A 23,960-nucleotide genomic window follows, 5' to 3' on the forward strand; every position below is an offset into this window, starting at 1 on the left:
AGGGCCGCCTTCCCCCTCCCCGGGCGGCCCGGCAGGCCTCCGTGCGACCGCGAACCCCGGACCGGCCGCCCGATAGAGTTCGGCCATGCGCGATCTTGGGGTGGGTTTCAAGTTTCTGCTGAGGGGCCAGCGATGGGTGGCCCGGCACGGCAAGCAGTACGAGTTCGGGCTGATCCCGGGGCTCATCACCCTCGTTCTCTACGGGGCGGCCCTCGTCTCGCTCGCGATCTGGGGCGATGACTTCGTCGCCTGGTCCACCCCCTTCGCCGACGACTGGTCGAGCCCCTGGCCGGGCCTGTTCCGTGGGTTCCTCACCGTCGTGCTCTGGTCCCTCGCCCTGCTCCTCGCCGTCCTGACCTTCACCGCGGTCACCCTCCTCATCGGCCAGCCCTTCTACGAGAGCCTCTCCGAGAAGGTCGACCGGGACGTCTCCCCGGACGGCACGGCACCCGAGTCGGGCCTCCCTCTCTGGCGGGAGCTGTGGATCTCGGCGCGGGACAGCCTGCGCATCCTCGGCCGCGCCGCGCTGTGGGGCGTACTGCTCTTCGGCCTCGGCTTCATCCCGTTCGTCGGGCAGACCGTCGTCCCGGTGATCGGTTTCTTCGTCACCGGCTTCTTCCTCACCGAGGAACTCGTCGCCGTTGCCCTCCAGCGCCGCGGCGTCGAACTCCGCGACCGCCTCGCCCTGCTCCGCTCCCGCAAGACCCTGGTGTGGGGCTTCGGCACCCCTCTGGGCCTCGCCTTCCTGGTGCCGTTCGTCGCGGTGTTCCTGATGCCGGGCGCGGTCGCGGGCGCCACGCTCATGGCCCGCGAACTGCTCGGCGAAGAGACCCGCGAGGACGCCGACTCCGACGGCCACGACAACGACCACGACAACGACGCGGAGGAGATCACCCCGTGACCGAGATACTCGCCGTCGCCGTCATCACCGTCCTCGCGGTCATAGCCCCCGGCGCCGACTTCGCCATGGTCGTCCGCAACAGCTACCTCCACGGCCGCCGCACCGGCCTCCTCGCCGCGACGGGCGTCGCCGCCGGCGTCCTGGTGCACGTCACGTACACGATGCTCGGCGTGGGCCTGCTGATCGCGTCCTCGACGTTCCTCTTCACGGTGATCAAGCTGGTCGGCGCGGCCTACCTCGTCTACATCGGCGTACGAACCTTCCGCACCCGGGGCGAGGTCGAGGTCGACCTGGAGACCACGTCGGACCTCACCCCGCTGCAGGCCCTCCGCTCCGGTTTCCTCACCAACGTCCTCAATCCCAAGACGACCCTCTTCGTCGTCTCGACCTTCGCCCAGGTCGTCAGCCCCGGCACCCCGGTCGTCCAGCAGGTGGGCTACGGCCTGTTCATGTCGCTGGCCCACCTGCTGTGGTTCGGCGTCGTCGCGGTCTTCTTCTCCCACGACCGCATGCGCACCCTGATGCTCCGCGGTCAGAAGGTCCTCAACAAGGTGATCGGCTCGGTCCTCGCGGGCCTCGGCATCAGCCTCGCGTTCGCCCCGTCGCACTGACCGCCACGGTCACGATCGACCGCACCTGGGCGATGATGTCCAGCCGGTTCTGCACGAACACGGGATCGGTGACCTCGGTGGTGTTCCCGGTCCCGAACTGCAGCACCGGCGTGTGCACATGCCCGCCGGGCAGTGCGTCGTGCAGCCCGAGCCGGTCCCGCAACAGCGTGGCCCGGTAGGCAATCTCGTTGGACAGGTAGTCGCCGCCGCCCCCGGCCCGGGCCGTCGACCCCTCCGTGGGCCCGTCGGGCCGCACCACGGCCTGTGTGCCCCCCGCCGGGATCTCGGTCACGCTCGTGTTGTCGTACACGGGGAAGCGCCCGGTGTTCGCGGCCACGATCTCCGGGTACGGCAGGGTGGTCGTCGTCCACTGCGGCTGCGTGGCCGGATCGGCGACCGGGATGGTCTCCGTCCGCCCGATGTTCTCGTTGTCGCCGAACCCGCCCCGCCAGGCCCCGTTGGTCCGCTCGACGTCGAAGCGTCCGACGCGCCCCTGACTCACGGTGGCGAACAGATCCACCCGCTTCAGATACGGCCGCAGGGTCCGCTCCACGGTGCTGTCCGCGAAGTCCTGCCAGCGCACGGGAAAGACGGCGGTCTCGACCCGGGCCGGCCCCTCCGCGGTCTCGATCACGGTCCCGTCGAGCGCCAGCGCGGTCGCCCCGGACGGATTGGAGATCCGTATGTCCCGGTCCAGTGTGAACGGGTCGAACCCGGTGACCAGCACCCGCTTGAGCCCCTTCGCGCCGGCCGGGTACCGAATGGAGGTCTGCCCCCGAGAGGTCCGCTCCAACTCGTCCAGCAGCGCGGCCCGTTGCTCCTCGCTCAGCGGACCGAACCCCGGCTCCCAGCCCCGCACCTCCCGTGTCATCCCCAACCGCGCCCAGTACAACGGACGGTCGTCGTCCCGGCTCAGATCGCCCCCGGCGGGCCCCCGTCCCTGCGCCCGGTCGACGGCCCGCTTCCACAGCGCGGAACCCGCGCATGCGACGATCCGCCGCGCCTCCGCATAACTGTCCGCGGAGCTCAGCGCTTCGGCGAAGTCCGGTGCCACGGAGTCGAATCCGGACCTCCGCAGGATCTCCTGGGGCACGGCTCTGTCGAGCCGCAGTTCCTCGACGGTGGCGGCGGGAGCGGCCTCGGCGGCCTGCGCCCCTTGTGGGGCGGCGAGGCCGGCCAGCAGGACCACACCGAGGACACCGATGCGAACACGTAGGGAATTCAAGGGAGTTCAGCCTTCCGTCGCTGTGGGGAGCGTGGGTGACGCCGACGCCGGAAGTATGCGTGACGGAAGTGATCTACGCCATGGGGTGTGACTCAGGAGGGGCTCATCAGCGTGATGAGCGCGAGCACGGGGATCATCTGGAAGGCGGCCGCTCCCCACAGCCGGGCGAGCAGCAGTGCGACCCCGATGACCGCGACCACCGCGCACGCCGTGCCCAGCTCGGCCATCGGCGGCGCGTACGGCTCCTCGTTCCAGTTCGCCGCCCACGAGGTCCAGCCGGCCGCCCACCATCCGTAGGCCACGGCAAGGAAGTTGACCGGAAGCAGCGCGAGCACGGTGACGGTGTTCTTGGCCTTCATGACGATCATCCTCGCCGTGACGGAGAACGACCGCCTGAGCATCCGTACCTATTCCGCAGCCGTCCCGTACCCAGCCCGTGCCTGTCCCGGAATCCGTCCCGCCGCCTCCCGCAACGCCCCCACGAACGCCTCCACCGCGGGCACCGCCGCCCGCCCCCGAACCGTCGCCGCGTACACCGCCCGGGCCGGCGCCCCCTCGTCCAGCACCGGCACCAGCGCGACATCCGGCCGTACGGACGCGGCGGCCAGCGCCGGGACGAGGGCCACGCCCAGCCCCGCCGCGACGTACCCCTGCTTGGCCGTCCACTCGGCGACCACATGCGCCACACGCGGCCGGAACCCCTGCCGCAGCGCCGCGTCCAGCAGCGTCCCCTCCGGGCGCGCGCTGCCGGAGATCCACTCGGCGTCGGCGAGCCGCCCCAGGGGGACCGGGTCCCCGCCCGCCAGCGGATGCCCGGCCGGGACCGCGACGTACAGCGACTCGTCGAGAAGATGACGCAGCTCGTACGCCTCCAGCGGCGCCCGTCCCGTCGTCGAGACCACCGCCAGGTCCAGATGCCCCGCGGTCAGCCGGTCCAGGAGCACCGGCGTGAACCCCTCCTCGCGGGAGAGCCGGACCCGGGGATGCAGGGCCCGGAACGCGGCGAGGGCATGCGGCACCAGCGCCGCGTCGGCCGTCGCGAACGCCCCGAACCGCAGCCGCCCGCCCGCCGCTTCACGCAACGCCGCCAGCTCCCGCCCGGCCCCGTGCAGGGCCTCGACGACCGTCTCCACGTGCGGCACCAGGACCCGCCCCGCCTCGGTGAGCCGTACGCCCCGCGGCAGCCGGTCGAAGAGCGGCGCCCCGCCCAGCGCCGACTCCAGCGAGGAGATCTGCCGGGACACCGCGGACTGGGTCCAGCCGAGCGTGCGCGCGGCGACCGTGAAGGACCCCTGGCGGGCCACTTCGAGGAAGGCGCGCAGCCAGACGGTGGAGAGGTCGAGCGACTCGGAGCCGGACTCGGAGTCGGACTCGGACTCATGCGAATGAGGCATGGCTCCCATGCTAGACATTCGCTTGTCGCATCACATGCCCGGACATAGCGTCGACGCCATGGAGCACATCGCATTCCTCGGCCTCGGCCGCATGGGCGCCCCCATGGCCCGCCGACTCCTCGCCGCGGGCCAACCGTTGACCGTCTGGAACCGCACCCCCGAGAAGGCGGAGCAGCTCGTCGCCGAGGGCGCCCGGTGTGCCGCCTCCCCGGCCGACGCGGTCCGGGACGCCGACGTCGTCATCACCATGCTCGCCGGACCTGACGCGCTGGACGCGGTCGCGCAGGCGGCCGTGGAAGCCCTGCGCCCCGGCGTGCACTGGGTCGAGATGTCCACCGTGGGCCCGGACGCCGTCCGCCTGCTCGAAGCCCGGCTCGAAGCCCGGCTCCCCGGCGGCGTGACCCTCGTCGACGCTCCCGTCATGGGCAGCACCGACAAGGCGGCCACCGGCGCCCTCGGCATCCTCGCCGGCGGTGACACGACCGGCGTCGAGCACGTCCTCGCCCACCTCGGCACGGTCACCCGCACAGGCCCCCTCGGCTCCGGCGCCGCCCTCAAGCTGGTCCTCAACTCGGCCGTCATCAGCGGCGTCGCCGTGGTCGCCGAAGCCCTCCGCCTCGCCGACGCCCTCGGTCTCGCCGACGACACCGTCCGTACCGCCCTCGCGAACGGCCCCCTCGCCGGAGCCGTCGCCCGCGCCTTCGCCGAGGGCGTCCACTTCGACGCGCCCCTCGCGGTGAAGGACCTGGAACTGGCCACGAGGACGACCCGACTGCCCGCGGCCGAGGCCGTGTTGGAGTACTACCGCCGTGTCGCGGAACCCGGCGAGGACCTCTCGGCCGCCGCCGCCCGCATCCGCACCGCCTCAACTTCACAGAAACAGAGGGGGATTCCCATGAAGGTCACCATCGACAGCCCCGCCGGCGCCCCGCAGCCCCTGAGTCCCTACTACTCCCAGGTCGCCCGGGTCGAACAGGCCGACGGCAGCGCCCTGTTGTACCTCTCCGGCCAGATCGCCGAGGGCGACACCCTCGCCGAGCAGAGCAGGGGCGTCTTCGAGACCATCGACGCCCTGCTGAAGGCCCACGGCGCCACGCTCGCGGACATCATCAACATCCGCACGTATCTCACCGACATCGACAAGCTTCAGGAATACGGCGCCGTACGAAGGGAGTTCCTCACCGGCACCCCGCCCACCAGCATGACCTTCGAGGTGTCGAAGCTGTTCCGCCCGGAGGCGCAGATCGAGATCGAGGTCGTCGCCGCGATACCGGCGAACCGCTAGCCGGGCCGGTCCGGGTCCTCGCCCAGCAGTCCGAGGAAGTCCCGGAACGCCCCCGGCATGTCCACGGACTCCGGATCCAGCAGCCACTGGTACTGGAGTCCGTCCATCACCGCCACCAGCAGCGGCGCCGTACGCTCCGGCGTCAGCCCGTTCGGCAGCCGCTCCCCGTACTCGGTCCGCAGCACCGCCGCCATGCTCTCGCGCACCTGCGCATAGCGCTCGGTGAAGTACCCGCGCGCCGGATGCCCGTCCGTCACGCTCTCCCCACCACTTGCCGGCCGGCACCGCGTCCCACTGGTCCCGCTCCTTGAGCACGGCGACCAGCAGCGCCTCCTTCGTCGGGAAGTGGTGCAACAGCCCCTGCGGGGTGAGCCCGACGCGCTCCGCGACGGCGGCGAGACCCGCCCCTCGGTAACCGCGCTCGGCGATCACCTCCAGGGCCGCCCGCACAATCTCCGCGCGCCGACCGCAACCATCAATTGAGGAACCACGACGGCGAGCAACCACGTCCGCGAGAGCGGCAGCGGTTCAGCCGCGAAGAAATGCTCGACTGCGTCGCGGCACACCGAGGCAGGATGAAGGCGTGCATGGACTTCGACGAGGAGGCACCGCGATGCAGGGAACCGCCGATTTCGAGCGCGAGGCTGCCGTAGTGGCAGCCCTCGGCAAGCTCGACCTGGACGCCAAGGCCCGGCTGCTCTCGGGCCAGGACATGTGGACCCTGCCCGCCCTGCCCGAGATCGGTCTCGCGTCCCTCGTCATGTCCGACGGGCCGATCGGTGTCCGAGGGGTGCGCTGGACCGCCGACGACCCGTCGGTCGCGCTGCCCTCCCCGACCGCCCTCGGCGCCACCTGGGACCCCGGACTCGCCCGCCGCGCCGGTGCGCTGCTCGCCCAGGAGGCCCGCCGCAAGGGCGTCCATGTGCTGCTCGCCCCGACGGTCAACCTCCACCGATCCCCGCTCGGCGGCCGCCACTTCGAGGCCTACAGCGAGGACCCGTACCTCACGGGGCTCATCGGCGCGGGCTATGTGCAGGGCGTCCAGTCCGGCGGCGTCGGCACCACCGTCAAGCACTTCGTCGCCAACGACGCCGAGACCGACCGCTTCACCGTCGACAACATCGTCTCCGAACGCGCCCTGCGCGAGCTGTACCTGCGCCCCTTCGAGCTGATCGTCGAGAACGCCCGCCCCTGGGGCATCATGACCGCCTACAACCAGGTCAACGGCGTGACGATGACCGAGCACCACCACCTCGTGAACGAGATCGCGCGCGGCGAATGGGGCTTCGACGGCTTCAACGTCTCCGACTGGATGGCCGCCCGCTCCACGAAGGGCGCCATCGAGGGCGGCCTCGACGTCGCCATGCCCGGCCCGCAGACCGTGTACGGCCCCGCCCTCGCCCAGGCGGTCCGCGACGGCGAGGTCGACGAGGCCAAGGTCGACGCCGCCGTACGCAACGTCCTCCGCCTCGCCGCCCGCGTCGGCGCCCTGGAGAACGCCGAACCGGTCGTCACCGAGCTCCCGGACCCCATCGACGGCGAGGCCCTGGCCCGCGAGATCGCCCGCCGCGCCTTCGTCCTCGTCCGCAACCAGGGCGCCCTGCCGCTGCGGCCGAACGGCACGGTCGCGCTCATCGGCTCCGCCGCCCGCGACGCCCGCGTTCTCGGCGGCGGCTCCGCCACCGTCTTCCCCGCCCGCATCGTCTCCCCGCTCGACGGCCTCACCGCCGCCCTCCCCGAGGGCACCCTCACCTACGCCGTCGGCGCCGACCCGAACGCCGAACTCGCCGTCTTCGACGCCGGCTTCGAACTGCGCGCCGTCTGCCGGGACGGCGACGGCAACGTCATCGGCTCCGACTCCGCGCCGGGCGGCCAGCTCAAGTGGATGGGGCCCTCGGGTCTGCCCGCGGGCGTCACTCACGAGCGACTGCACACCGTCGAGCTGACCGGCACCTTCACCCCGCGCGAGAGCGGCACCCACACCTTCGGCATCCAGGGCATCGGCACCTTCAAGCTCACCATCGGCGGCACGACGTGCTTCGACGACGTGCAGAACCCCGCCAAGGACGACCCCTTCATCACCTTCTTCGGTGCGCCCACGCCCCGCGCCCAGGTCGAACTCACCGCCGGCGAACCGGTCGAGGTCTCCCTCACCTACGTCGTCGAACTTCCCGAAGACGTCCCGATGCAGGCGATCATCTTCGCCCTCGCCCACCAGGACCCGCAGCGCGACCCCGACGAGCTGATCGCCGAGGCCGTCGAGGCCGCCCGGAACGCCGACACGGCCGTCGTCGTGGTCGCCACCACCGAGCGCGTCGAGTCCGAGGGCTTCGACCGCACGGACCTCATGCTCCCCGGCCGCCAGAACGACCTGGTCCGCGCCGTCGCCGCCGCCAACCCCAACACCGTGGTGGTCGTCAACTCCGGCTCCCCGGTGGAGCTGCCGTGGCGCGAGGACGTCGCCGCCGTGCTGCTGAGCTGGTTCCCGGGCCAGGAGGGCGGCTCGGCCCTGGCGGACGTCCTCACCGGCGCCCACGAGCCGGGCGGCCGCCTCCCCACCACCTGGGGCTCCCTGGCCGCCGCCCCGGTCACCCGGGTCGTCCCCGTCGAGGGCGAACTCCCGTACACCGAGGACGTCTTCATCGGCTACCGCGCCTGGGAGAAGGAGGGCCGGACCCCCTCGTACCCCTTCGGGCACGGCCTCGGCTACACCGACTGGACCTATGACTCCGTCGAGACCGAAGGCACCACGGTCCGCGTCCGGCTCCACAACTCCGGCGAGCGCACCGGCCGTGAGGTCGTCCAGGTCTACCTCGCCCCCACCGCGCCCGGGAACCGCCCGCAGCGCGAGCTGGCCGGCTTCGCCGCTGTCGAGGCCGCCCCCGGCGAGAGCGTCGAGGTCACCGTCGAACTCCCGCGCCGCGCCTTCGAGACCTGGACGGAGGAGGACGGCGCGGAGGGCTCGTGGTCGTTTGTGAAGGGTTCGTACGAGATCCAGATCGGCCGCTCGATCACGGACCGCCGTCTCACCGCCACGGTTAACGTCTGAACCGGGACGAGCCTCCCCGCAGAGCAGCCCCGGTCCGGGACCTGACACCCGGGCCGGGGCTTATACCTGTCCGGGCCGTCGCCGGGCGGGCACCGGCGTCATCGGGCGGAGAAGGCGTACACCGTCTCCGAGCGGAACACCTCGCCCGGCCGCAGCACCGTGCTCGGGAACTCCGGACGGTTCGGGGAGTCCGGGAAGTGCTGGGTCTCCAGGGCGACTCCGTCGCAGGGCGCGAAGGGTTCGGTCAGATGGTCGGCGGTGTACAGCTGGAGGCCGGGCTCGGTGGTGGAGACCGTCAGCACCCGGCCGGAGGAGGGATCGTGCAGCTCGGCGACCTCGACCGGGGCGTCCGTGACGCCCTTGTCGAGCACGAAGTTGTGGTCGTAGCCCGACCCCGACTTCCGGCCCTCCCGGAAGTCGAACCGGCCGCCCGTCACATCCTCCAGCACCCCGGTCGGGATCAGATCCGCGTCCACCGGCGTGTACCGCGAGGCGGCGATCCGCAGCTCATGACCGCCCGCGTGCCCGCCACCGGCCAGATTGAAGTAGCTGTGGTTCGTCAGCGCGACCACCGTCGGCGCGTCCGTCACCGCCTCGTACGCGATCCGCAGCGCCCCGTCCGTGTCCAGCGAGTACGTGGCCGAGACCTCCAGCCGGCCCGGGAAGCCTTCCTCGCCGTGCGGACTGACCCGGAACAGCCGCAGCCCGTGCTCGCCGGCCGGCTCGACGTCCCACACCCGCTTGTCGAAGCCCCGCTCCCCGCCGTGCAGGGAGTTCGGCGCGCCGTTGGGCTCCAGCGCGTACGTCACCCCGTCCAGCGGAAAGCGGCCACCGGCGATCCGGTTCGCGTACCGGCCGATCAGCGCGCCGAAGTAGGGCCCGGTGTGGGTGAGATAGCCGTCCAGATCCGCGAACCCCAGCACCACGTTCGCGAGGTTCCCCTCCCGGTCCGGCACCTCGACGGACTGCACGATCCCGCCGTACGACAGCACCCGCACCCGCACACCGGACCGCTCAAGGGTCCAGCGGTGCACCGGGGTGCCGTCGGAAAGTGCGCCGAAGAGTTCGTTCATGTGCGGAACTCTAGGTCACGCCTTCTTGCCGGTGACCTCGCGGTAGGCGATCTCCGCCAGCCTGGCCTGGCCGTTCACACTCGGATGGAACCAGTCGATATGGCTCAGCTGGTCGGTCCCGAACCGGTACTCGTAGACCGCGCCCCCGTCGAAGCGGCACAGCTCGTCCTTCGCGCAGACCTCCTTCAGCACCTCGTTGTACTCCTGCACCCGCTTGTGCACGGTGTCCCGCCGCTCCGTCGCCACCGCGTCCAGGGCATCGGCGTCGCCCAGCATCGACGGGCATATCCCGAGCTTCCACACCTGCTTGCCCACCGGGTTGGTGCGTCCCTGGGACCACAGCCGCTTCAGATCCGGCACGCTCGCCACATAGACCTGCGCCTTCGGCGCCGCGTCCCGCAGGGTGCTCATCGCGTCCTCGAACTGCGAGCGGAAGTCGGCCACCGACGTCATCTGCGCGGTCGAGTCCCGGCAGGCGTCATTGGCCCCCGCCATCACCGTCACGAGCCCGGGCTTCTTCGCCGCGGCCTGCGCCATCTGCCCGGCCAGATCGTCCATCCGCGCCCCGCTGACCGCGTAGTTCCAGCTGTGCGAGGCCGCCTTCGCCGTCCCCAGCAGCCGTACGGCGAGACTGTCCACCTTCGTACTGCTGCCGGTCGCCCAGGAGGCCTCGGGGCAGTCCTGGAGGAGGGAGCAGGCGTCGAAGGCGCGGGTGATGGAGTCGCCCACGGCGGCGAGCGACGCCGGGCTGGAGTCCCAGACGGGACCTGTCGGGGTCGGTTTCGACCGCTGCGCGGCGGTGCCGGACGGGGACGGTGCCGATTCGTCGCCGCCCACCGCGTCACAGCCGGCTGCGCCCAGGACAGCCGCCGTCATGACGGCGAGAACGGCGCGCGAGCGCTGCCTTCGCTTCCGCATCCCCTGGTGATCCCCTCGGTCGACATGCCATCCCCTGCGAACTTCGTCCCCCTCCATGACAACGTTCGGGAGTTCCCGGCCCCCGAACGGGACGGGGCAAGCGCAACGGATCACGCCCGTACTAGCGTCCTGCCGGGTGAATGGCGGGCGTTTCACGGCATCGGGACCGACGGTACGTCACACTCCTTGCGCCGCCGCACGGTAGCCTCGCCATCAACGTGGCTGCCGCCACCACCGCTCAGTCAATTCGCACAATGGTCCCGCTCTGCCCGGAGGTCCCGGTGACGACACGTGGAGTTCTGTACGTGCACTCCGCTCCGCGCGCGCTGTGCCCGCACGTCGAGTGGGCCGTCGCCGGAGTGCTCGGCACGCGCGTCAACCTCGACTGGATCCGGCAGCCGGCGGCCCCCGGCACCTGGCGCTCGGAGTTCTCCTGGAAGGGCGAGGTGGGCACGGCATCGAAGCTGGCGTCGGCCCTGAGAGGCTGGCACCTCCTCCGCTTCGAGGTCACTGCCGAGCCCTGCCCCACCGCCGAGGGCGAGCGCTACAGCTGCACCCCCGACCTCGGCATCTTCCACGCGGTCACCGGCATCCACGGCGACATCCTCATCCCGGAGGACCGCCTCAGGGCGGCCCTGGCCCGCTCCCAGGGCGGCGAGACCGATCTGGAGTCGGAGATCGCCAAGCTGCTGGGAAAGCCGTGGGACGACGAACTGGAGCCGTTCAGGTATGCCGGTGAGGGCGCCCCGGTGCGCTGGCTGCACCAGGTCGTCTAGCGCCCCTGAGAGACACGCCGAAGGGCCCCCACCGACCGGTGGGGGCCCTTCGGTTGCGTACGGAGGTCGCTCAGACCGTACGGAACGCCAGCACCACGTTGTGGCCGCCGAATCCGAACGAGTCGTTCAGCGCGGCGATCCGGCCCTCGACCGGCAGCTTGCGGGCCTCCCCGCGGACGACATCCGCGTTGGCCTCCGCCTCCGGGTCGAGGTTCTCGACGTTGATGGTCGGCGGGGCGACCCGGTGGTACAGGGCGAGGACCGTCGCCACGGACTCCACACCGCCGGCGCCACCCAGCAGGTGACCGGTCATGGACTTCGTACCGGACACCGCGAAGTGGTCGGTGTCGTCGCCGAACACCTTGCGCAGCGCCTTCAGCTCGGCCACGTCACCGGCCGGCGTCGAGGTGGCGTGCGCGTTGACGTGCACGATCTCCGCCGGGTCCAGGTCGGTGTTGTCGAGCAGGTTCTGCAGGGCGTGGGCGATGCCACGGCCCTCCGGCTCGGGCTGCACGATGTCGTGCCCGTCGGCGGAGACGCCCTGGCCGACGGCCTCGGCGTACACGCGGGCACCGCGCTTGGCGGCGTGCTCCGCGGACTCCAGGACGATCACACCGGCACCCTCGCCGAGGACGAAGCCGTCGCGCGCGGTGTCGTAGGGACGCGAGGCGCCCTGCGGGTTCTCGTTGTTCTTGGACATCGCCATCATGTTGCCGAACGCGGCGATGGGCAGCGGGTGGATCGCCGCCTCCGTGCCACCCGCGACGACGACGTCGGCGCGGCCGGAGCGGATCATCTCGATGGCGTAGCCGATGGCCTCGGCGCCGGACGCGCACGCGGAGACCGGGGTGTGCACACCGGCGCGGGCGCCGACGAGCAGACCGACGTTGGCCGAGGGGCCGTTCGGCATGAGCATGGGGACGGTGTGCGGGGAGACGCGGCGGACGCCCTTCTCCTTCAGCACGTCGTACTGGTCGAGCAGCGTGGTGACGCCGCCGATGCCGGAGGCGATGACGGCGCCGAGGCGGTCGGGGTCGACGTTCTGGTCCTCACCCGCCTTGCCCTCGAAGCCGGCGTCCTTCCAGGCTTCCTGGGCCGCGATCAGCGCGAACTGCGCCGAGCGGTCCAGCCGGCGGGCCTGCGGCCGCGGGATGACCTCGGTCGGTTCCACGGCGACGGGCGCCGCGATACGGACGGCCTGGTCGGCCGCCCACTCCTGCTCCAGGGGCTTCACACCGGACTTGCCGGCGATCAGGCCCTCCCAGGTAGAGGCTGCGTCGCCACCCAGCGGTGTGGTTGCGCCGATACCGGTGACGACCACGGTGCGATTGGTCGGGCTCACGGGAAATCTTTCTCCAAGTATCACGAGGATTCAGCGGCGCCACCGCCGGGTGGCGGGGCAGTGCAGCCGGGCCTAGAGGGTGGCTCAGGCCTGGTGCTTGAGGATGTAGTCGGTCGCGTCGCCGACCGTCTTGAGGTTCTTGACGTCCTCGTCCGGGATCTTGACGTCGAAGCGCTCTTCAGCGGCGACGACGACCTCGACCATGGACAGCGAGTCGACGTCCAGGTCGTCGGTGAAGGACTTGTCCAGCTGGACGTCCTCGACCGGGATGCCGGCGATCTCGTTCACGATGTCGGCGAGACCGGCGACGATCTCTTCCTGAGTGGCGGCCATTGAGGCGCTCCTTCGTAGATATCCAGAGGGTGTGGCAGGTGGTACGTCCCGCACCGGATCGCACGATCCGGCACGGAGTGCCTAGGGGAGGGTAACGACAGTCGCGGCGTAGACGAGACCCGCCCCGAAGCCGATGACGAGCGCGGTGTCGCCGCTCTTGGCCTCGCCGGTCGCCAGGAGCCGCTCCATCGCGAGCGGGATCGAGGCGGCCGAGGTGTTGCCGGTGGTGCGTACGTCACGCGCGACCGTGACGGTCTCCGGCAGTTTGAGTGTCTTCACCATCGAGTCGATGATCCGCTCGTTGGCCTGGTGCGGAATGAAGACGTCCAGGTCGTCTGCGGTGATGCCGGCGGCATCCAGCGCCTCCTTGGCGACCTTCGCCATCTCGAAGACGGCCCAGCGGAACACCGCCTGGCCCTCCTGCGTGATGGCGGGGAACCTGGCGACCTCGCCGTCGCGGTAGTCCGTCCACGGCACGGTCTGCTTGATCGTCTCGGACTTGTCGCCCTCGGAGCCCCACACGGTCGGGCCGATCTCCGGCGACTGGGACGGGCCCACGACGACCGCGCCCGCACCGTCACCGAACAGGAAGGCCGTCGCGCGGTCCTCCAGGTCGGTCAGGTCGGACAGCCGCTCGACGCCGATGACGAGGACGTACTCCGCGCTGCCCTCGACGATCATGCCCTTGGCGAGGGTCAGGCCGTAGCCGAAGCCCGCGCAGCCGGCCGAGATGTCGAAGGCGGCGGCCTTGTTCGTGCCCAGCTTGTCGGCGATCTCGGTCGCCACGGCCGGGGTCTGCTTGAAGTGCGAGACGGTCGAGACGATCACACCGCCGATCTGCTCGACGGAGATCCCGGCGTCGGCGATCGCCTTGCCGGACGCCTCGATCGACATGGCGGCGACGGTCTCCTCGTCGTTCGCCCAGTGCCGGGTCTCGATGCCGGAGCGCGAGCGGATCCACTCGTCGGACGAGTCGATCGTCTCGAGGATCACCTCGTTGGGCACGACCCGGGTCGGGCGGTAGCCGCCCACACCCATGATCCGCGCGTACGGGGCGCCCTTGCTGGGCTTGATCTTCGACATTGCTCTGTCGCTCCTTTTCAGGCGCCCGCCGCGTCAGCGGCAGATGTCACGGTCTCGGCGATGAGCTCGCGAGCGGCGTCGAGGTCGTCGGGTGTCTTCAGGGCCAGCGTCTTGACGCCGGGCAGTGCGCGCTTGGCGAGGCCGACCAGCGTGCCGCCGGGGGAGACCTCGACGATCGCGGTCGCGCCGAGCTCCTTGAAGGTCTCCATGCACAGGTCCCAGCGGACCGGGTTGGCGACCTGGCCGACCAGCCGCTGCAGCACCTCGGCGCCGGTGGCGACGGTCCGCCCGTCCTTGTTGGAGACGTAGGGGAGCGTCGGGTCGGCGGGCGTGACGGCCTCGGCGGCCTTCGCCAGTACGTCGACCGCGGGCGCCATGTGGTGCGTGTGGAAGGCGCCGGCCACCTTCAGCGCGATGACCTTGCGGACGCCCTCGGGCTTGTCCTCGTTCAGCGTGGCGAGCTGCTCCAGCGTGCCGGCGGCCACGATCTGGCCGGCGCCGTTGACGTTCGCCGGGGTCAGGCCGAGCTTCTCCAGGTGCGCGACGGAGGTCTCCGGGTCGCCGCCGAGCAGCGCCGACATGCCGGTCTCGGTGACCGCGGCGGCGTCGGCCATGGCCAGGCCGCGCTTGCGTACGAGGGTCAGCGCGGTGGTGTCGTCGAGGACACCGGCGAAGGCGGCGGCGGTGAACTCGCCGACGGAGTGCCCGGCGACCGCGCCCGGGGTGACGGCACCGAGTGCCGAGGCGGACAGGATCCCGGCGGCGACCAGCAGCGGCTGGGCCACGGCGGTGTCACGGATCTCGTCCGCGTCGGCCTGGGTGCCGTAGTGGGCGAGGTCCAGGCCGATGGCGTCCGACCACGCGGCGACGCGGTCGGCGGCACCGGGGAGTTCGAGCCAGGGGGTCAGGAAGCCGGGCGTCTGGGCGCCCTGGCCGGGAGCGACGAGTACGAGCACTCTCACACTCTCTCTTGGAGGCGGCCCAAGCCGCCCGTGGGGACAGGGACGAAGAACACGAGGGGGTTTTGTGGGCCCCCGACAAAAGCCTAGAGCTGGAGATCCCCGTCGGCCAGACGCCCCAGGATGAGCGCGATCCGCAGCGTGAACGCCGAACGTACATCCGAAGGCGACCAGCCGGTGACGTCAGTCACACGTCGAAGCCGGTAGCGCACGGTGTTCGGATGGACGAAGAGCATCCGGGCGGCACCTTCGAGACTGGACGCCTGTTCGAGATAGACGGAGAGGGTCTCCAGGAGCGCGGACCCGGCCTCCTCCAGCGGTCTGTAGATCTCCTCCACCAACTGCTCTCGGGCGCTGGGATCCCCGGCGATGGCCCGCTCCGGAAGCAGATCGTCCGCCAGAACGGGCCGCGGGGCGTCCTGCCAGGCGGAACAGGCCTTGAGCCCCGCGGCGGCGGCCTGAGCGGACCGGGTCGCGGCCAGCAGATCGGACACGACGGGCCCGGCGACCACCGGTCCGGCGGCATAAGGCCCGATCAGCGACTTGGCGACGGCGATCGGATTGTCGCTGCCCCCGGCGATGACGACCAGCCGGTCCCCGAGCACCCCGGTGAGCACCTGGAGCTTGGCATGCCGGGCGGCCCGCCGGATGGCCTCGACGGTGAGCTCGGAGTCCCCGTCGGGAGCGGTGCCGAGGACGACACAGACATGCTCCGGAGCGTTCCACCCCAGGGCGGCGGCCCTGCTCACCGCCCCTTCGTCGGCTTCCCCGCTCAGCACGGCATTGACGACCAGCGACTCCAGCCGGGCGTCCCAGGCGCCGCGCGCCTCCGCGGCCTGGGCGTAGACCTGGGCGGTGGCGAAGGCGATCTCCCGGGCGTAGACGAGAAGGGCCTCCCGCAGAATGCCCTCGTCCCCGGGAGCGGCCACCTCGTCGATGGCGGACTCCATGACCTCGATGGTGGTCCGCACCATCTCCACGGTCTGCCGCAGCGTGATCGCCCGGGTCAGCTCCCGAGGAGCCGTACCGAACACATCGGTGGAGATCGCCTGCGGGGCGTCGGGCTGCCGGAACCACTCCGTGAACGCGGCGATACCGGCCTGCGCGACCAGCCCGATCCAGGAACGGTTCTCCGGGGGCATGGCCCGGTACCACGACAGTGTCTCGTCCATCCGCGCGATCGCCTGCGCGGCGAGCGACCCGGACGACTTCTCCAGCCGCTTCAGGGTCGCCGAGTGCGGATGAGACTCACGTACGACGGCTTCGGTGTTGCTGGCTTCGGGTTCGGGCACGTGACAAGACTGCCTTATCGGATGGGTCGGTCGCCTACGGGGTGCTTTTTACCGGTGCCGAGAGCCCGACCGTGCTCAGCGCTTCCGTCCGTTCGGGTCGGTCGGCGGCAGTACCGTGGGTCCGTGATGGACGTACGGCGCGCCGCTGGGCGCTACCCAGGCGGCGACCCGGCGGCCGGAATCGAGTCGCTGCACGCCTTCTCCTTCGGGCCGCACTACGACCCCGACAACCTCCGCTTCGGCGCGGTGATCGCCTGCAACGAGGAGCGCCTGGCCCCCGGCGCCGGCTTCGACGAGCACCCGCACAGCCACACCGAGATCGTGACGTGGGTGGTCGAGGGCGAACTCACCCACCGCGACTCCACGGGCCACGAGACCACGGTCCGCCCCGGGGACGTCCAGCGGCTCAGCGCGGCGGCGGGCGTACGGCACGTCGAGCGCAACGACGCCGACACCCCCCTGACCTTCGTGCAGATGTGGCTGGCCCCCCGGACCCCGGGCGGCACCCCCTCCTACGAGATCGTCCACGGCATCGCCGACTCCACCCCCTACGCCGTCCCCGAGGCCGCCGCGATGCTCCACGTACGGCGACTGGGCGCGGGGGAGCGGACGGCGGTGCCGGACGGGCGGTACGTGTACGCGCACGTCGTGCGGGGTGAAGTGCGGCTGGACGGTGAGCGGTTGGGGCCGGGCGACGCGGCCCGCATCACGGACGCCAAGAACCTGGACGCGGTGGCCGTGACGCAGGCCGAGTTGTTGCTGTGGGAGATGGTCTAGAGCTCGTTCAGGACGGCGTCCGTGAACGCCGGCCACGCCTCGACCGCCCACGGTCCGAAGGCGCGGTCCGTCAGCGCCACGCAGGCCGCGCCCGCGGTCGGGTCGATCCACAGGAACGTGCCGGACTGGCCGAAGTGGCCGAAGGTGCGGGGCGAGGAGGAACTGCCCGTCCAGTGGGGGGACTTGGAGTCGCGGATCTCGAAGCCGAGGCCCCAGTCGTTGGGGTTCTGGTGGCCGTAGCCCGGCAGGACGCCCTTCGTGCCGGGGTACTGGACCGTCATCGCGTCCGCGACCGTGCGGGGGTCCAGGAGGCGGGGGGACTGGACCTCGGCGGCGAAGCGGATCAGGTCCTCGACCGTCGAGACGGCGTCCTTCGCCGGGGAGCCCTCCAGGGTCGTCCGCGTCATGCCCAGCGGCTCCAGGACCGCCTGCCGCAGGTACTCCGCGAACGGGATGTCCGTGGCCTTCGCGATGTGGTCGCCGAGCTGCTCGAAGCCGGCGTTGGAGTACAGCCGCCGCTCACCGGGAGGGGCCGTCACCTTGTGCTCGTCGAAGGCGAGGCCCGAGGTGTGGGCGAGCAGGTGCCGTACCGTCGACCCCGCGGGACCGGCCGGCTCGTCCAGCTCGATCGCGCCCTCCTCGTACGCGACGAGCACCGCGTACGCCGCCAGCGGCTTGGTGACCGAGGCCAGCGGGAAGCGGTGGCCGACCGGACCGTGGCTGCCCAGCAGCGTCCCGTCCGCCCGGACGACGGCCGCCGCGGCGGTCGGGACCGGCCAGTTCTCGATCAGGGAGAGGCTCTTCAACGACATGCGCCGATGCTAACCACCGAGCCTCGCCGAATTCTTACCGGCTCCGCTTGCCTGGAGTGCACTCCAAGGCCATAGCGTTGAAGTCATGACGGTGATGGAGACCACGACCACCACGGGTACCAGGACCGACAGCTGCAGCGCCCCGCCGCGCCCGCACCGGCGCCCCGAGGGGCAGGACAGCTACACGATCAGCGAGGTCGTCGCCTTTACCGGCCTGTCGGCACACACCCTCCGCTGGTACGAGCGCATCGGCCTGATGCCGCACATCGACCGCTCGCACACCGGCCAGCGCCGCTACAGCAACGCCGACCTGGACTGGCTCGACTTCGTCGGCAAGCTACGGCTCACGGGCATGTCCGTCGCCGACATGGTCCGCTTCGCGGAGCTGGTCCGCGAGGGCGACCACACCTACGGCCAGCGCTCCCAGCTCCTGGAGGCGACCCGCCGGGACGTGCTGTCCCGGATCGCGGAGCTCCAGGACACGCTCGCCGTGCTCGACCTGAAGATCACTTTCTACAGCGAGGCGGGACGCACCCGCGAAACGGAGAAGGCCGGATGACCGACAGCAGGATCCCGACCGCACGACTGGGCGCCGGCGGCCCCGAGGTGGGGGTGCAGGGCCTGGGCTGCATGGGCATGAGCTTCGCCTACGGCCCCACGGACGCGGGCGAGTCCCGGGCCACCCTGGAGCGGGCCCTGGAACTCGGCGTCACCCTCTACGACACGGCGGACGCGTACGGCGCGGGGGAGAACGAGAAGTTCCTCTCCCCCTTCTTCAAGGCCCACCGCGACGAGGTCGTCATCGCGACCAAGTTCGCCCTGTCGATCCCGCCGGACGACCCCACCCGCCGCGTCATCCGCAACGACGCCCCGTACATCCGCCAGGCCGTCGAGGCGAGCCTGAAGCGTCTCGACGTGGACGTCATCGACCTCTACTACATGCACCGCCGCGATGTGAACGTCCCCATCGAGGACACCGTCGGCGTCATGGCCGAGCTGGTCCGCGAGGGCAAGGTCAAGCACCTCGGCCTCAGCGAGGTCACGGGCACGGAACTGCGTACGGCCCAGGCGGTGCACCCCATCGCCGCCGTGCAGTCGGAGTGGTCGCTGTTCAGCCGCGACATCGAGACCGGCGTGGTCCCGGCCGCCCGCGAGCTGGACGTGGCCCTCGTCCCGTACTCCCCGCTCGGCCGGGGCTTCCTCACCGGCTCCTTCGCCAACGCCGACAAGGACCTCACCGCCGACGACTTCCGCCGCCAGCAGCCCCGCTTCACCGGCGAGAACGCGGCGGCGAACGTGGCCCTGCTGGAACCGATCCGCACGGTCGCCGAGGCCCACGGGGTCTCCCTGGGACAGGTGGCCCTGGCCTGGGTCCAGCACCAGGCCCGGGTGCACGACCTGACGGTCGTCCCCATCCCGGGTACGAGGAAGGCCGGCCGGGTCGAGGAGAACACGGCGGCGACCAGGATCGAACTGACGGAGGAGGAACTGGCCCTGCTGGAGCCGATCGCGGGCAAGGTGGCCGGGGACCGGTACGCGGACATGGCGTTCACGTCGGCGGGCCGGGAGTGATTTTCAGAGCTCCGCCAGCAACTCCGCCTTCTTCACCGAGAACTCCTCGTCGGTGACCAGGCCCGCCTGGTGCAGCTCTCCCAGGTGACGGATGCGCTCGGCGATGTCGGCCGGATCGCGCCTCGGCGCGCTGGCCGGCACCGCCGCCATCGAACCGCGTTCACGGACCGCCGCCAGCACCGCCGCCGCGAACGGCAGTGACTCGTGCACGGGCCCGTATCCCAGCCCGAACACCACCGCCGCCGGATCCTGGTCGGCCTGCGCCGGCTGCGCCTCGCCGTCCCGGCGCAGCAGCCGCAGATGCCCCTCGAAGGCCTCCGGCGAGCGCCACTCCACCCCACTGAGCTCGGCGACCGGGAAACTCTGGTCGCCCGCCTTCCACTTCGCCGACGACGCCCCCGTCCAGAACCAGCGGTAGTGCACGGTCTTGCCGTCGAAGGACGCCTTGCCGTCGTACGCCTTGAAGGACAGCGGCACTTCGGGCGCCGGCACCAGAAAACGCTCGGCCGGTTCATCGGCGTCCGGCAGCAAGCGGGACCGCAGCTCGTCCGCGTAGTACTCGGCGAGCACCTCCCGCTCGGCCGGCAGCACAAGGCGGTACGGATCGCACCCTTCCTTCAGCTGCCCCGCGGCCGCCTCCATCAGCGGATCGGCGCCGGGGCGCGGCTCGGCACGCAGCACCACGGTGCCGCGCTTGCCCGGCGTCAGCGTCACGCCGGCCAGTGCCGAGAGGGGGATCCGCCGCTCTCCCAGGGACTGGAAGAGCTTGGGTGTTCGAATCCCCCGTTCGTAACGGATGAGCACGGAGTCGGACTCGAACTCCCAGGCGGCATGAAATCCGGCCAGTACGTCACCCATGCGGCTCATCGTATGCGGCACGAGCCCCTCCGTCGCCTCCCTGCGCGGGCCGCAATTCCTGCGGCGCTACGCGCGTCAGCCCGCCACGGTGCCGGACAAACCGGCCCGGCAGGCCTTGTCATTCTCCGCACAGTGCACCGAGCGGTACGCGCCAACGCCGATCTCGGCGAAGTTCAGCAGACTCTCGGTGCCCGGCTCGAAATAGCCACTGTGCCCCTTGGCGTCCTTTGCCGACAGCACCCGCGCCCCGAACGCCGAGGAGACCGGGTCGGCACCATGGCCGAGACCGCCGAGTTCCAGGTACGGCACGTCCTGGATCCAGTCGTCGGTGTCCCGCATCGCCCACACCTGTGCCGAGGTGTGCAGCTGCGAGGCGCTCGTGACCCGCATCCCGGGGCTGCCGGCCACCGCGATGTCGGCCACCCGGCCGGGCAGCCGGTGCGCGGCGACCCCGCACACCACCGAGCCGTAGCTGTGGCAGAACAGGGAGACGGGCGAGTCGCCGGGCAGCGCGCGCACCAGCGCGTCCAGCCGGACGGCGCCCTCCTCCGCGCGCGCCCCGGTCGCCGAGTCGAGGCCGAGACCGCCGGGGGCGGTGTAGTCGGCCCAGGCGATGACCGCCGTGCGCGTGGAGGGACTGGCCGCCTTCTCCGCCGCGTACAGGGACTTGGCCATGCCGACCGGGGCCGAGTACTTGCGGTGGGTGCGCTGGAAGGTGAGCAGATCGGTGTCGACGCCGGGGACGACGACCGAGATCCGCTCCGCCTTGTTCAGATTGCCGAAGACCTCGGCGATCCGCCCGCTGCCCTCCGGGTCGAAGGCGAGGATCTTGCGCTTGTCGCTCATGAGCGACTCGTAGCGGTGCATGCGGCGGCCCGCCTCGCGCTGTCCGTCGGGCGAGAGCCGGCTGTCGTGCATGCGCTTGCGCTCGGACGCGCGGGCCTGGCCGAGCGCGACGCGGTTGGCGCGGTAACGCAGCTCCACGGGAGCGCCGTTCATGTTGCCGACCGCGAGCGGAAAGCGGTGGGTGAGTACGGTGCGCTGCTGAACGGTCAGCGAGGCGAAGAAGCGGGAGAGCTTCGCCGGTGCGGAGTCCGGGTCGGGCAGCCGGTGTCCGGCTATGCGGCCGTGCTCCCAGGCGCTGAGCGAAGCCTGGAGCGGGGACGTGCTCCGGTTGCTGCGCAGGGCGGTCCAGCCGGTGGTCGCCAGCATCACGAACACCACGGCCAGCGCGAGCAGTGCGCGCCAGACGTTCAGTTGGGGAGAGGTGTCGAAGGAAGTCACTGAAAGGACACACTAGGAGAACGAGAGGGTCTCGCGTTAACCCAGTGACGGAGGTCACGTTTCGGCCCGCGTGACGATGGCCTCAGTTTGTCCGCCAGTCACCGGTGAGTGCCGGGCCCACCTGTTCGAGATACGAAACCGTGAGCGTCCGCATGGCGTCCAGGCTGAAGTCCGCGCCCGTGCTCCACTGCCGCTCGGTCACCCGCATCACCCCGCTGAACACGGCGACGGCCAGCCGCGGCCGGGGATCGGTGTCCACGTCGAGCCCCTCGCGCTCGGCGATCACCCGCGCGACGGTCTCCTCCACCTCCATCGAGCGCCGCAGATGGGCGGCGAGCAGCACCGGCGTCGACTCGATGACCCGGTACATGCGCAGGTACAGCTCTACCGGTACGACGGACTCGACGATGTCGTTGAGTGCGTCCCAGCCCTCCAGGACCGCCTGGCGCAGGGCCTCCATCGGGGCCTCGTGCGGCGGGCGGCCGCGCAGCACCTCCATGAAGTGGTCGACCGTCATGGCCTCCACGGCGAGGGCGGCCTCCTCCTTGTTCGCGAAGTAGCGGAAGAAGGTGCGCTGCGAGACCTCGACGGCGTCGGCGATGTCGTCGACGGTCGTCTGCTCGTACCCCCGGGTGGTGAACAGCTCCAGAGCGGCCCGCAGGAGCGCCTCCCGGGTGCGTTGTTTCTTGCGTTCGCGCAGGGTTTCCATGCTGTGTCAGTTACCGACTTATGAATTGGTTTGTCAATTGTCAGTGGCTGTCATTAGATTCGAACGCATGACTAGTCAGACCACGCTCGACAAGACGGGGCCGGGGGACGGCAGGCCGGCCGCCCCGTCGGACGGGGCGCGGGCCTCGGGGCTGCGCGGCCACCCCTGGTTCACGCTCATCACCGTCGCCGTAGGCGTCATGATGGTGGCCCTCGACGGCACCATCGTGGCCATCGCCAACCCGGCCATCCAGCAGGACCTCGGCGCCACCTTCGCCGAGGTGCAGTGGATCACCAACGGCTACTTCCTCGCCCTCGCGGTCGCCCTGATCACCGCGGGCAAGCTCGGTGACCGCTTCGGCCACCGCCAGACCTTCCTGATAGGCGTGGTCGGCTTCGCGGCCGCCTCCGGTGCGATCGGCCTGTCCGACAGCATCGCGTTCGTCGTCACCTTCCGGGTCTTCCAGGGCCTGTTCGGCGCGCTGCTGATGCCGGCCGCGCTCGGTCTGCTGCGGGCGACCTTCCCGGCCGAGAAGCTCAACATGGCCATCGGTATCTGGGGCATGGTCATCGGTGCCTCCACCGCGGGCGGCCCGATCCTCGGCGGTGTCCTCGTCGAGCACGTCAACTGGCAGTCGGTGTTCTTCATCAACGTGCCGGTGGGTGTCCTCGCGCTCGCCCTGGGCGTGGTGATCCTGTTGGACCACCGCGCGGAGAACGCCCCGCGCTCCTTCGACCTCCTGGGCATAGCCCTTCTCTCGGCCGCGATGTTCTGCCTGGTCTGGGCGCTGATCAAGGCCCCGGAGTGGGGCTGGGGCGACGGACAGACGTGGACGTTCATCGCCGCGTCCGTCCTGGGCTTCGCGTTCTTCGCCTTCTGGGAGACGAAGGTGAAGGAGCCGCTGATCCCGCTGGCGCTGTTCCGCTCGGTCCCGCTCTCGGCGGGTGTGGTGCTGATGGTCCTGATGGCCATCGCGTTCATGGGCGGCCTGTTCTTCGTGACGTTCTATTTGCAGAACGTGCACGGCATGAGCCCCATCGACGCGGGCCTGCACCTCCTGCCCCTCACCGGCATGATGATCGTCGGCTCCCCGCTCGCGGGCGCGATGATCACCAAGCTCGGCCCGCGCATCCCGCTGGCGGGCGGCATGGCGGCCACCGCGATCGCCATGTACGGCATGTCGACGCTGGACACCGACACCGGCAGCGCGGTGATGTCCCTCTGGTTCGCCCTGCTCGGCCTCGGCCTCGCGCCGGTCATGGTGGGCGCGACGGAGGTCATCGTCGGCAACGCCCCCATGGAGCTGTCGGGCGTGGCAGGCGGTCTCCAGCAGGCCGCGATGCAGATCGGCGGCAGCCTCGGTACGGCGGTCCTGGGCGCCGTCATGGCCTCCAAGGTCGACGGCGACCTCGCGGGCAACTGGAAGGACGCGGGCTTGCCCCAGCTCACGCCGGCCCAGCTCGACCAGGCCGCGGAAGCGGTGCAGGTCGGTGCGGCGCCGGTCGCCAAGGGCACCCCGCCGGAGATCGCCGCGAAGATCACGGACGTCGCGCACGACACCTTCATCTCCGGCATGAGCCTGGCGTCCCTGGTGGCGGCGGCGGTCGCGACGGTCGCGGTGTTCGTGGCCTTCCTCACCAAGCGCGGCGAGAACGCGGAGGCGGGAGCAGGAGCAGGCCACATCTGACGTGCGTTCAAGGCGACTTC

At 71.0% G+C, this 23,960-nt stretch carries 23 protein-coding genes and 2 pseudogenes; 10 read left to right on the forward strand and 15 right to left on the reverse strand.

Translation table 11 applies throughout. The features are described from left to right. The first annotated feature begins 85 nt into the window (after nt 1–85). Together PH203_RS00990 and PH203_RS00995 are read left to right on the forward strand one after the other, a co-directional pair. Nucleotides 86–901: an EI24 domain-containing protein gene (locus PH203_RS00990; RefSeq protein ID WP_289914947.1), complete on the forward strand. Its 816-nt coding sequence runs from the start codon at nt 86–88 to the stop codon at nt 899–901. Then, complete coding sequence (locus PH203_RS00995) at nt 898–1,512, forward strand: LysE family transporter (protein ID WP_289914949.1); 615 nt, start codon at nt 898–900, stop codon at nt 1,510–1,512. The genes PH203_RS00990 and PH203_RS00995 overlap by 4 nt, the downstream gene beginning before the upstream one ends. Here PH203_RS00995 and PH203_RS01000 read toward each other — a convergent pair. The 3 genes from PH203_RS01000 to PH203_RS01010 form a co-directional block, all read right to left on the reverse strand. Next, nucleotides 1,484–2,737 carry a pyroglutamyl peptidase gene (locus PH203_RS01000; RefSeq protein WP_289914951.1) on the reverse strand — a complete coding sequence of 418 codons (1,254 nt, stop codon included), beginning with the start codon at nt 2,735–2,737 and terminating at the stop codon, nt 1,484–1,486. The two genes, PH203_RS00995 and PH203_RS01000, sit on opposite strands and share 29 nt — an antisense overlap. Before the next feature lie 92 nt (nt 2,738–2,829). Then, the gene (locus PH203_RS01005; RefSeq protein WP_289914952.1) at nt 2,830–3,096 is read right to left on the reverse strand and encodes a hypothetical protein; all 267 of its coding nucleotides are present in this window, start codon (nt 3,094–3,096) and stop codon (nt 2,830–2,832) included. A 48-nt stretch (nt 3,097–3,144) separates the two neighbouring features. After that, on the reverse strand, nt 3,145–4,131 hold the full coding sequence (locus PH203_RS01010) for a LysR family transcriptional regulator (protein WP_289914954.1): 987 nt from the start codon (nt 4,129–4,131) through the stop codon (nt 3,145–3,147). Nucleotides 4,132–4,189: 58 nt separating this feature from the next. Here PH203_RS01010 and PH203_RS01015 point away from each other — a divergent pair. Beyond that, nucleotides 4,190–4,636 (forward strand): annotated as a pseudogene (locus tag PH203_RS01015) (NAD(P)-binding domain-containing protein); the annotation flags it as partial. Between the two features lie 390 nt (nt 4,637–5,026). After that, nucleotides 5,027–5,416: a RidA family protein gene (locus PH203_RS01020; RefSeq protein ID WP_289916584.1), complete on the forward strand. Its 390-nt coding sequence runs from the start codon at nt 5,027–5,029 to the stop codon at nt 5,414–5,416. Here PH203_RS01020 and PH203_RS01025 read toward each other — a convergent pair. Then, nucleotides 5,413–5,923 (reverse strand): annotated as a pseudogene (locus PH203_RS01025) (TetR/AcrR family transcriptional regulator). The gene PH203_RS01020 and the pseudogene PH203_RS01025 overlap by 4 nt on opposite strands. A 106-nt stretch (nt 5,924–6,029) precedes the next feature. Here PH203_RS01025 and PH203_RS01030 point away from each other — a divergent pair. Further along, nucleotides 6,030–8,465: a glycoside hydrolase family 3 C-terminal domain-containing protein gene (locus tag PH203_RS01030; RefSeq protein WP_289914956.1), complete on the forward strand. Its 2,436-nt coding sequence runs from the start codon at nt 6,030–6,032 to the stop codon at nt 8,463–8,465. A 98-nt stretch (nt 8,466–8,563) separates the two neighbouring features. Here PH203_RS01030 and PH203_RS01035 read toward each other — a convergent pair whose 3' ends face one another. Further along, nucleotides 8,564–9,538, reverse strand: a complete 975-nt coding sequence (locus PH203_RS01035) for an aldose epimerase family protein (protein ID WP_289914958.1) — start codon at nt 9,536–9,538, stop codon at nt 8,564–8,566. Between the two features lie 15 nt (nt 9,539–9,553). Beyond that, nucleotides 9,554–10,456 carry an SGNH/GDSL hydrolase family protein gene (locus PH203_RS01040; RefSeq protein WP_289914961.1) on the reverse strand — a complete coding sequence of 301 codons (903 nt, stop codon included), beginning with the start codon at nt 10,454–10,456 and terminating at the stop codon, nt 9,554–9,556. Between the two features lie 281 nt (nt 10,457–10,737). Here PH203_RS01040 and PH203_RS01045 point away from each other — a divergent pair, with 281 nt between their 5' ends. Beyond that, complete coding sequence (locus PH203_RS01045; RefSeq protein ID WP_289914963.1) at nt 10,738–11,232, forward strand: DUF3145 domain-containing protein; 495 nt, start codon at nt 10,738–10,740, stop codon at nt 11,230–11,232. A gap of 70 nt (nt 11,233–11,302) precedes the next feature. On the opposite strand, the gene fabF is transcribed toward PH203_RS01045, so the two are convergent. From fabF to PH203_RS01070, 5 genes are all read right to left on the reverse strand, one after another. Further along, a complete protein-coding gene (gene fabF, locus PH203_RS01050; RefSeq protein WP_289914965.1) occupies nt 11,303–12,574 on the reverse strand; it encodes a beta-ketoacyl-ACP synthase II in 1,272 nt (423 codons plus the stop codon). A gap of 84 nt (nt 12,575–12,658) precedes the next feature. After that, nucleotides 12,659–12,907 (reverse strand): acyl carrier protein, encoded by a 249-nt coding sequence (locus PH203_RS01055; RefSeq protein ID WP_015660680.1) that lies wholly within the window; start codon nt 12,905–12,907, stop codon nt 12,659–12,661. 81 nt (nt 12,908–12,988) lie between these two features. Beyond that, a complete protein-coding gene (locus PH203_RS01060) occupies nt 12,989–13,990 on the reverse strand; it encodes a ketoacyl-ACP synthase III (protein WP_289914993.1) in 1,002 nt (333 codons plus the stop codon). 17 nt (nt 13,991–14,007) lie between these two features. Then, nucleotides 14,008–14,946: an ACP S-malonyltransferase gene (locus PH203_RS01065; protein WP_289916587.1), complete on the reverse strand. Its 939-nt coding sequence runs from the start codon at nt 14,944–14,946 to the stop codon at nt 14,008–14,010. Between the two features lie 89 nt (nt 14,947–15,035). Beyond that, complete coding sequence (locus PH203_RS01070) at nt 15,036–16,241, reverse strand: helix-turn-helix domain-containing protein (RefSeq protein WP_289914995.1); 1,206 nt, start codon at nt 16,239–16,241, stop codon at nt 15,036–15,038. Between the two features lie 126 nt (nt 16,242–16,367). On the opposite strand from PH203_RS01070, the gene PH203_RS01075 reads away from it, so the two are divergent. After that, the gene (locus PH203_RS01075; RefSeq protein ID WP_289916589.1) at nt 16,368–17,018 is read left to right on the forward strand and encodes a pirin family protein; all 651 of its coding nucleotides are present in this window, start codon (nt 16,368–16,370) and stop codon (nt 17,016–17,018) included. Here the strand turns inward: PH203_RS01075 and PH203_RS01080 are convergent. Then, entirely contained in the window at nt 17,015–17,830 is an 816-nt protein-coding gene (locus PH203_RS01080) for a serine hydrolase domain-containing protein (RefSeq protein WP_289914997.1), read from the reverse strand. The genes PH203_RS01075 and PH203_RS01080 overlap by 4 nt on opposite strands. Nucleotides 17,831–17,915: 85 nt before the next feature. Between PH203_RS01080 and PH203_RS01085 the strand changes: the two genes are divergently transcribed. After that, on the forward strand, nt 17,916–18,389 hold the full coding sequence (locus PH203_RS01085; RefSeq protein WP_289914999.1) for a MerR family transcriptional regulator: 474 nt from the start codon (nt 17,916–17,918) through the stop codon (nt 18,387–18,389). After that, entirely contained in the window at nt 18,386–19,402 is a 1,017-nt protein-coding gene (locus PH203_RS01090) for an aldo/keto reductase (RefSeq protein WP_289915001.1), read from the forward strand. The genes PH203_RS01085 and PH203_RS01090 overlap by 4 nt, the downstream gene beginning before the upstream one ends. A gap of 3 nt (nt 19,403–19,405) precedes the next feature. Here PH203_RS01090 and PH203_RS01095 read toward each other — a convergent pair whose 3' ends face one another. The 3 genes from PH203_RS01095 to PH203_RS01105 form a co-directional block, all read right to left on the reverse strand. Further along, on the reverse strand, nt 19,406–20,269 hold the full coding sequence (locus tag PH203_RS01095; protein ID WP_289916590.1) for a DUF4429 domain-containing protein: 864 nt from the start codon (nt 20,267–20,269) through the stop codon (nt 19,406–19,408). Nucleotides 20,270–20,335: 66 nt separating this feature from the next. After that, nucleotides 20,336–21,544 carry an alpha/beta hydrolase gene (locus tag PH203_RS01100; RefSeq protein WP_289915003.1) on the reverse strand — a complete coding sequence of 403 codons (1,209 nt, stop codon included), beginning with the start codon at nt 21,542–21,544 and terminating at the stop codon, nt 20,336–20,338. An 82-nt stretch (nt 21,545–21,626) separates the two neighbouring features. Further along, nucleotides 21,627–22,253, reverse strand: a complete 627-nt coding sequence (locus tag PH203_RS01105) for a TetR family transcriptional regulator (protein ID WP_289915006.1) — start codon at nt 22,251–22,253, stop codon at nt 21,627–21,629. A gap of 67 nt (nt 22,254–22,320) precedes the next feature. Between PH203_RS01105 and PH203_RS01110 the strand changes: the two genes are divergently transcribed. Beyond that, entirely contained in the window at nt 22,321–23,940 is a 1,620-nt protein-coding gene (locus PH203_RS01110) for an MFS transporter (RefSeq protein WP_289915007.1), read from the forward strand. Nucleotides 23,941–23,960 lie beyond the last annotated feature (20 nt).

The organism is Streptomyces sp. S.PB5, from assembly GCF_030403745.1.
GTDB lineage: Bacteria > Actinomycetota > Actinomycetes > Streptomycetales > Streptomycetaceae > Streptomyces.

Excerpts from the sequence above, each read along its gene's own strand:
- PH203_RS01085 (WP_289914999.1), top strand. The coding sequence starts at position 17,916 with ATGACGGTGATGGAGACCACGACCACCACGGGTACCAGGACCGACAGC.
- PH203_RS01030 (WP_289914956.1), top strand. The coding sequence starts at position 6,030 with ATGCAGGGAACCGCCGATTTCGAGCGCGAGGCTGCCGTAGTGGCAGCC.
- PH203_RS01005 (WP_289914952.1), bottom strand. The coding sequence starts at position 3,096 with ATGAAGGCCAAGAACACCGTCACCGTGCTCGCGCTGCTTCCGGTCAAC.
- PH203_RS01105 (WP_289915006.1), bottom strand. The coding sequence starts at position 22,253 with ATGGAAACCCTGCGCGAACGCAAGAAACAACGCACCCGGGAGGCGCTC.
- PH203_RS01080 (WP_289914997.1), bottom strand. The coding sequence starts at position 17,830 with ATGTCGTTGAAGAGCCTCTCCCTGATCGAGAACTGGCCGGTCCCGACC.
- PH203_RS01090 (WP_289915001.1), top strand. The coding sequence starts at position 18,386 with ATGACCGACAGCAGGATCCCGACCGCACGACTGGGCGCCGGCGGCCCC.
- PH203_RS00990 (WP_289914947.1), top strand. The coding sequence starts at position 86 with ATGCGCGATCTTGGGGTGGGTTTCAAGTTTCTGCTGAGGGGCCAGCGA.
- PH203_RS01095 (WP_289916590.1), bottom strand. The coding sequence starts at position 20,269 with ATGAGCCGCATGGGTGACGTACTGGCCGGATTTCATGCCGCCTGGGAG.
- PH203_RS01010 (WP_289914954.1), bottom strand. The coding sequence starts at position 4,131 with ATGCCTCATTCGCATGAGTCCGAGTCCGACTCCGAGTCCGGCTCCGAG.
- PH203_RS01035 (WP_289914958.1), bottom strand. The coding sequence starts at position 9,538 with ATGAACGAACTCTTCGGCGCACTTTCCGACGGCACCCCGGTGCACCGC.
- PH203_RS01055 (WP_015660680.1), bottom strand. The coding sequence starts at position 12,907 with ATGGCCGCCACTCAGGAAGAGATCGTCGCCGGTCTCGCCGACATCGTG.
- PH203_RS01110 (WP_289915007.1), top strand. The coding sequence starts at position 22,321 with ATGACTAGTCAGACCACGCTCGACAAGACGGGGCCGGGGGACGGCAGG.
- PH203_RS01040 (WP_289914961.1), bottom strand. The coding sequence starts at position 10,456 with ATGCGGAAGCGAAGGCAGCGCTCGCGCGCCGTTCTCGCCGTCATGACG.
- PH203_RS01020 (WP_289916584.1), top strand. The coding sequence starts at position 5,027 with ATGAAGGTCACCATCGACAGCCCCGCCGGCGCCCCGCAGCCCCTGAGT.
- PH203_RS01075 (WP_289916589.1), top strand. The coding sequence starts at position 16,368 with ATGGACGTACGGCGCGCCGCTGGGCGCTACCCAGGCGGCGACCCGGCG.
- PH203_RS01060 (WP_289914993.1), bottom strand. The coding sequence starts at position 13,990 with ATGTCGAAGATCAAGCCCAGCAAGGGCGCCCCGTACGCGCGGATCATG.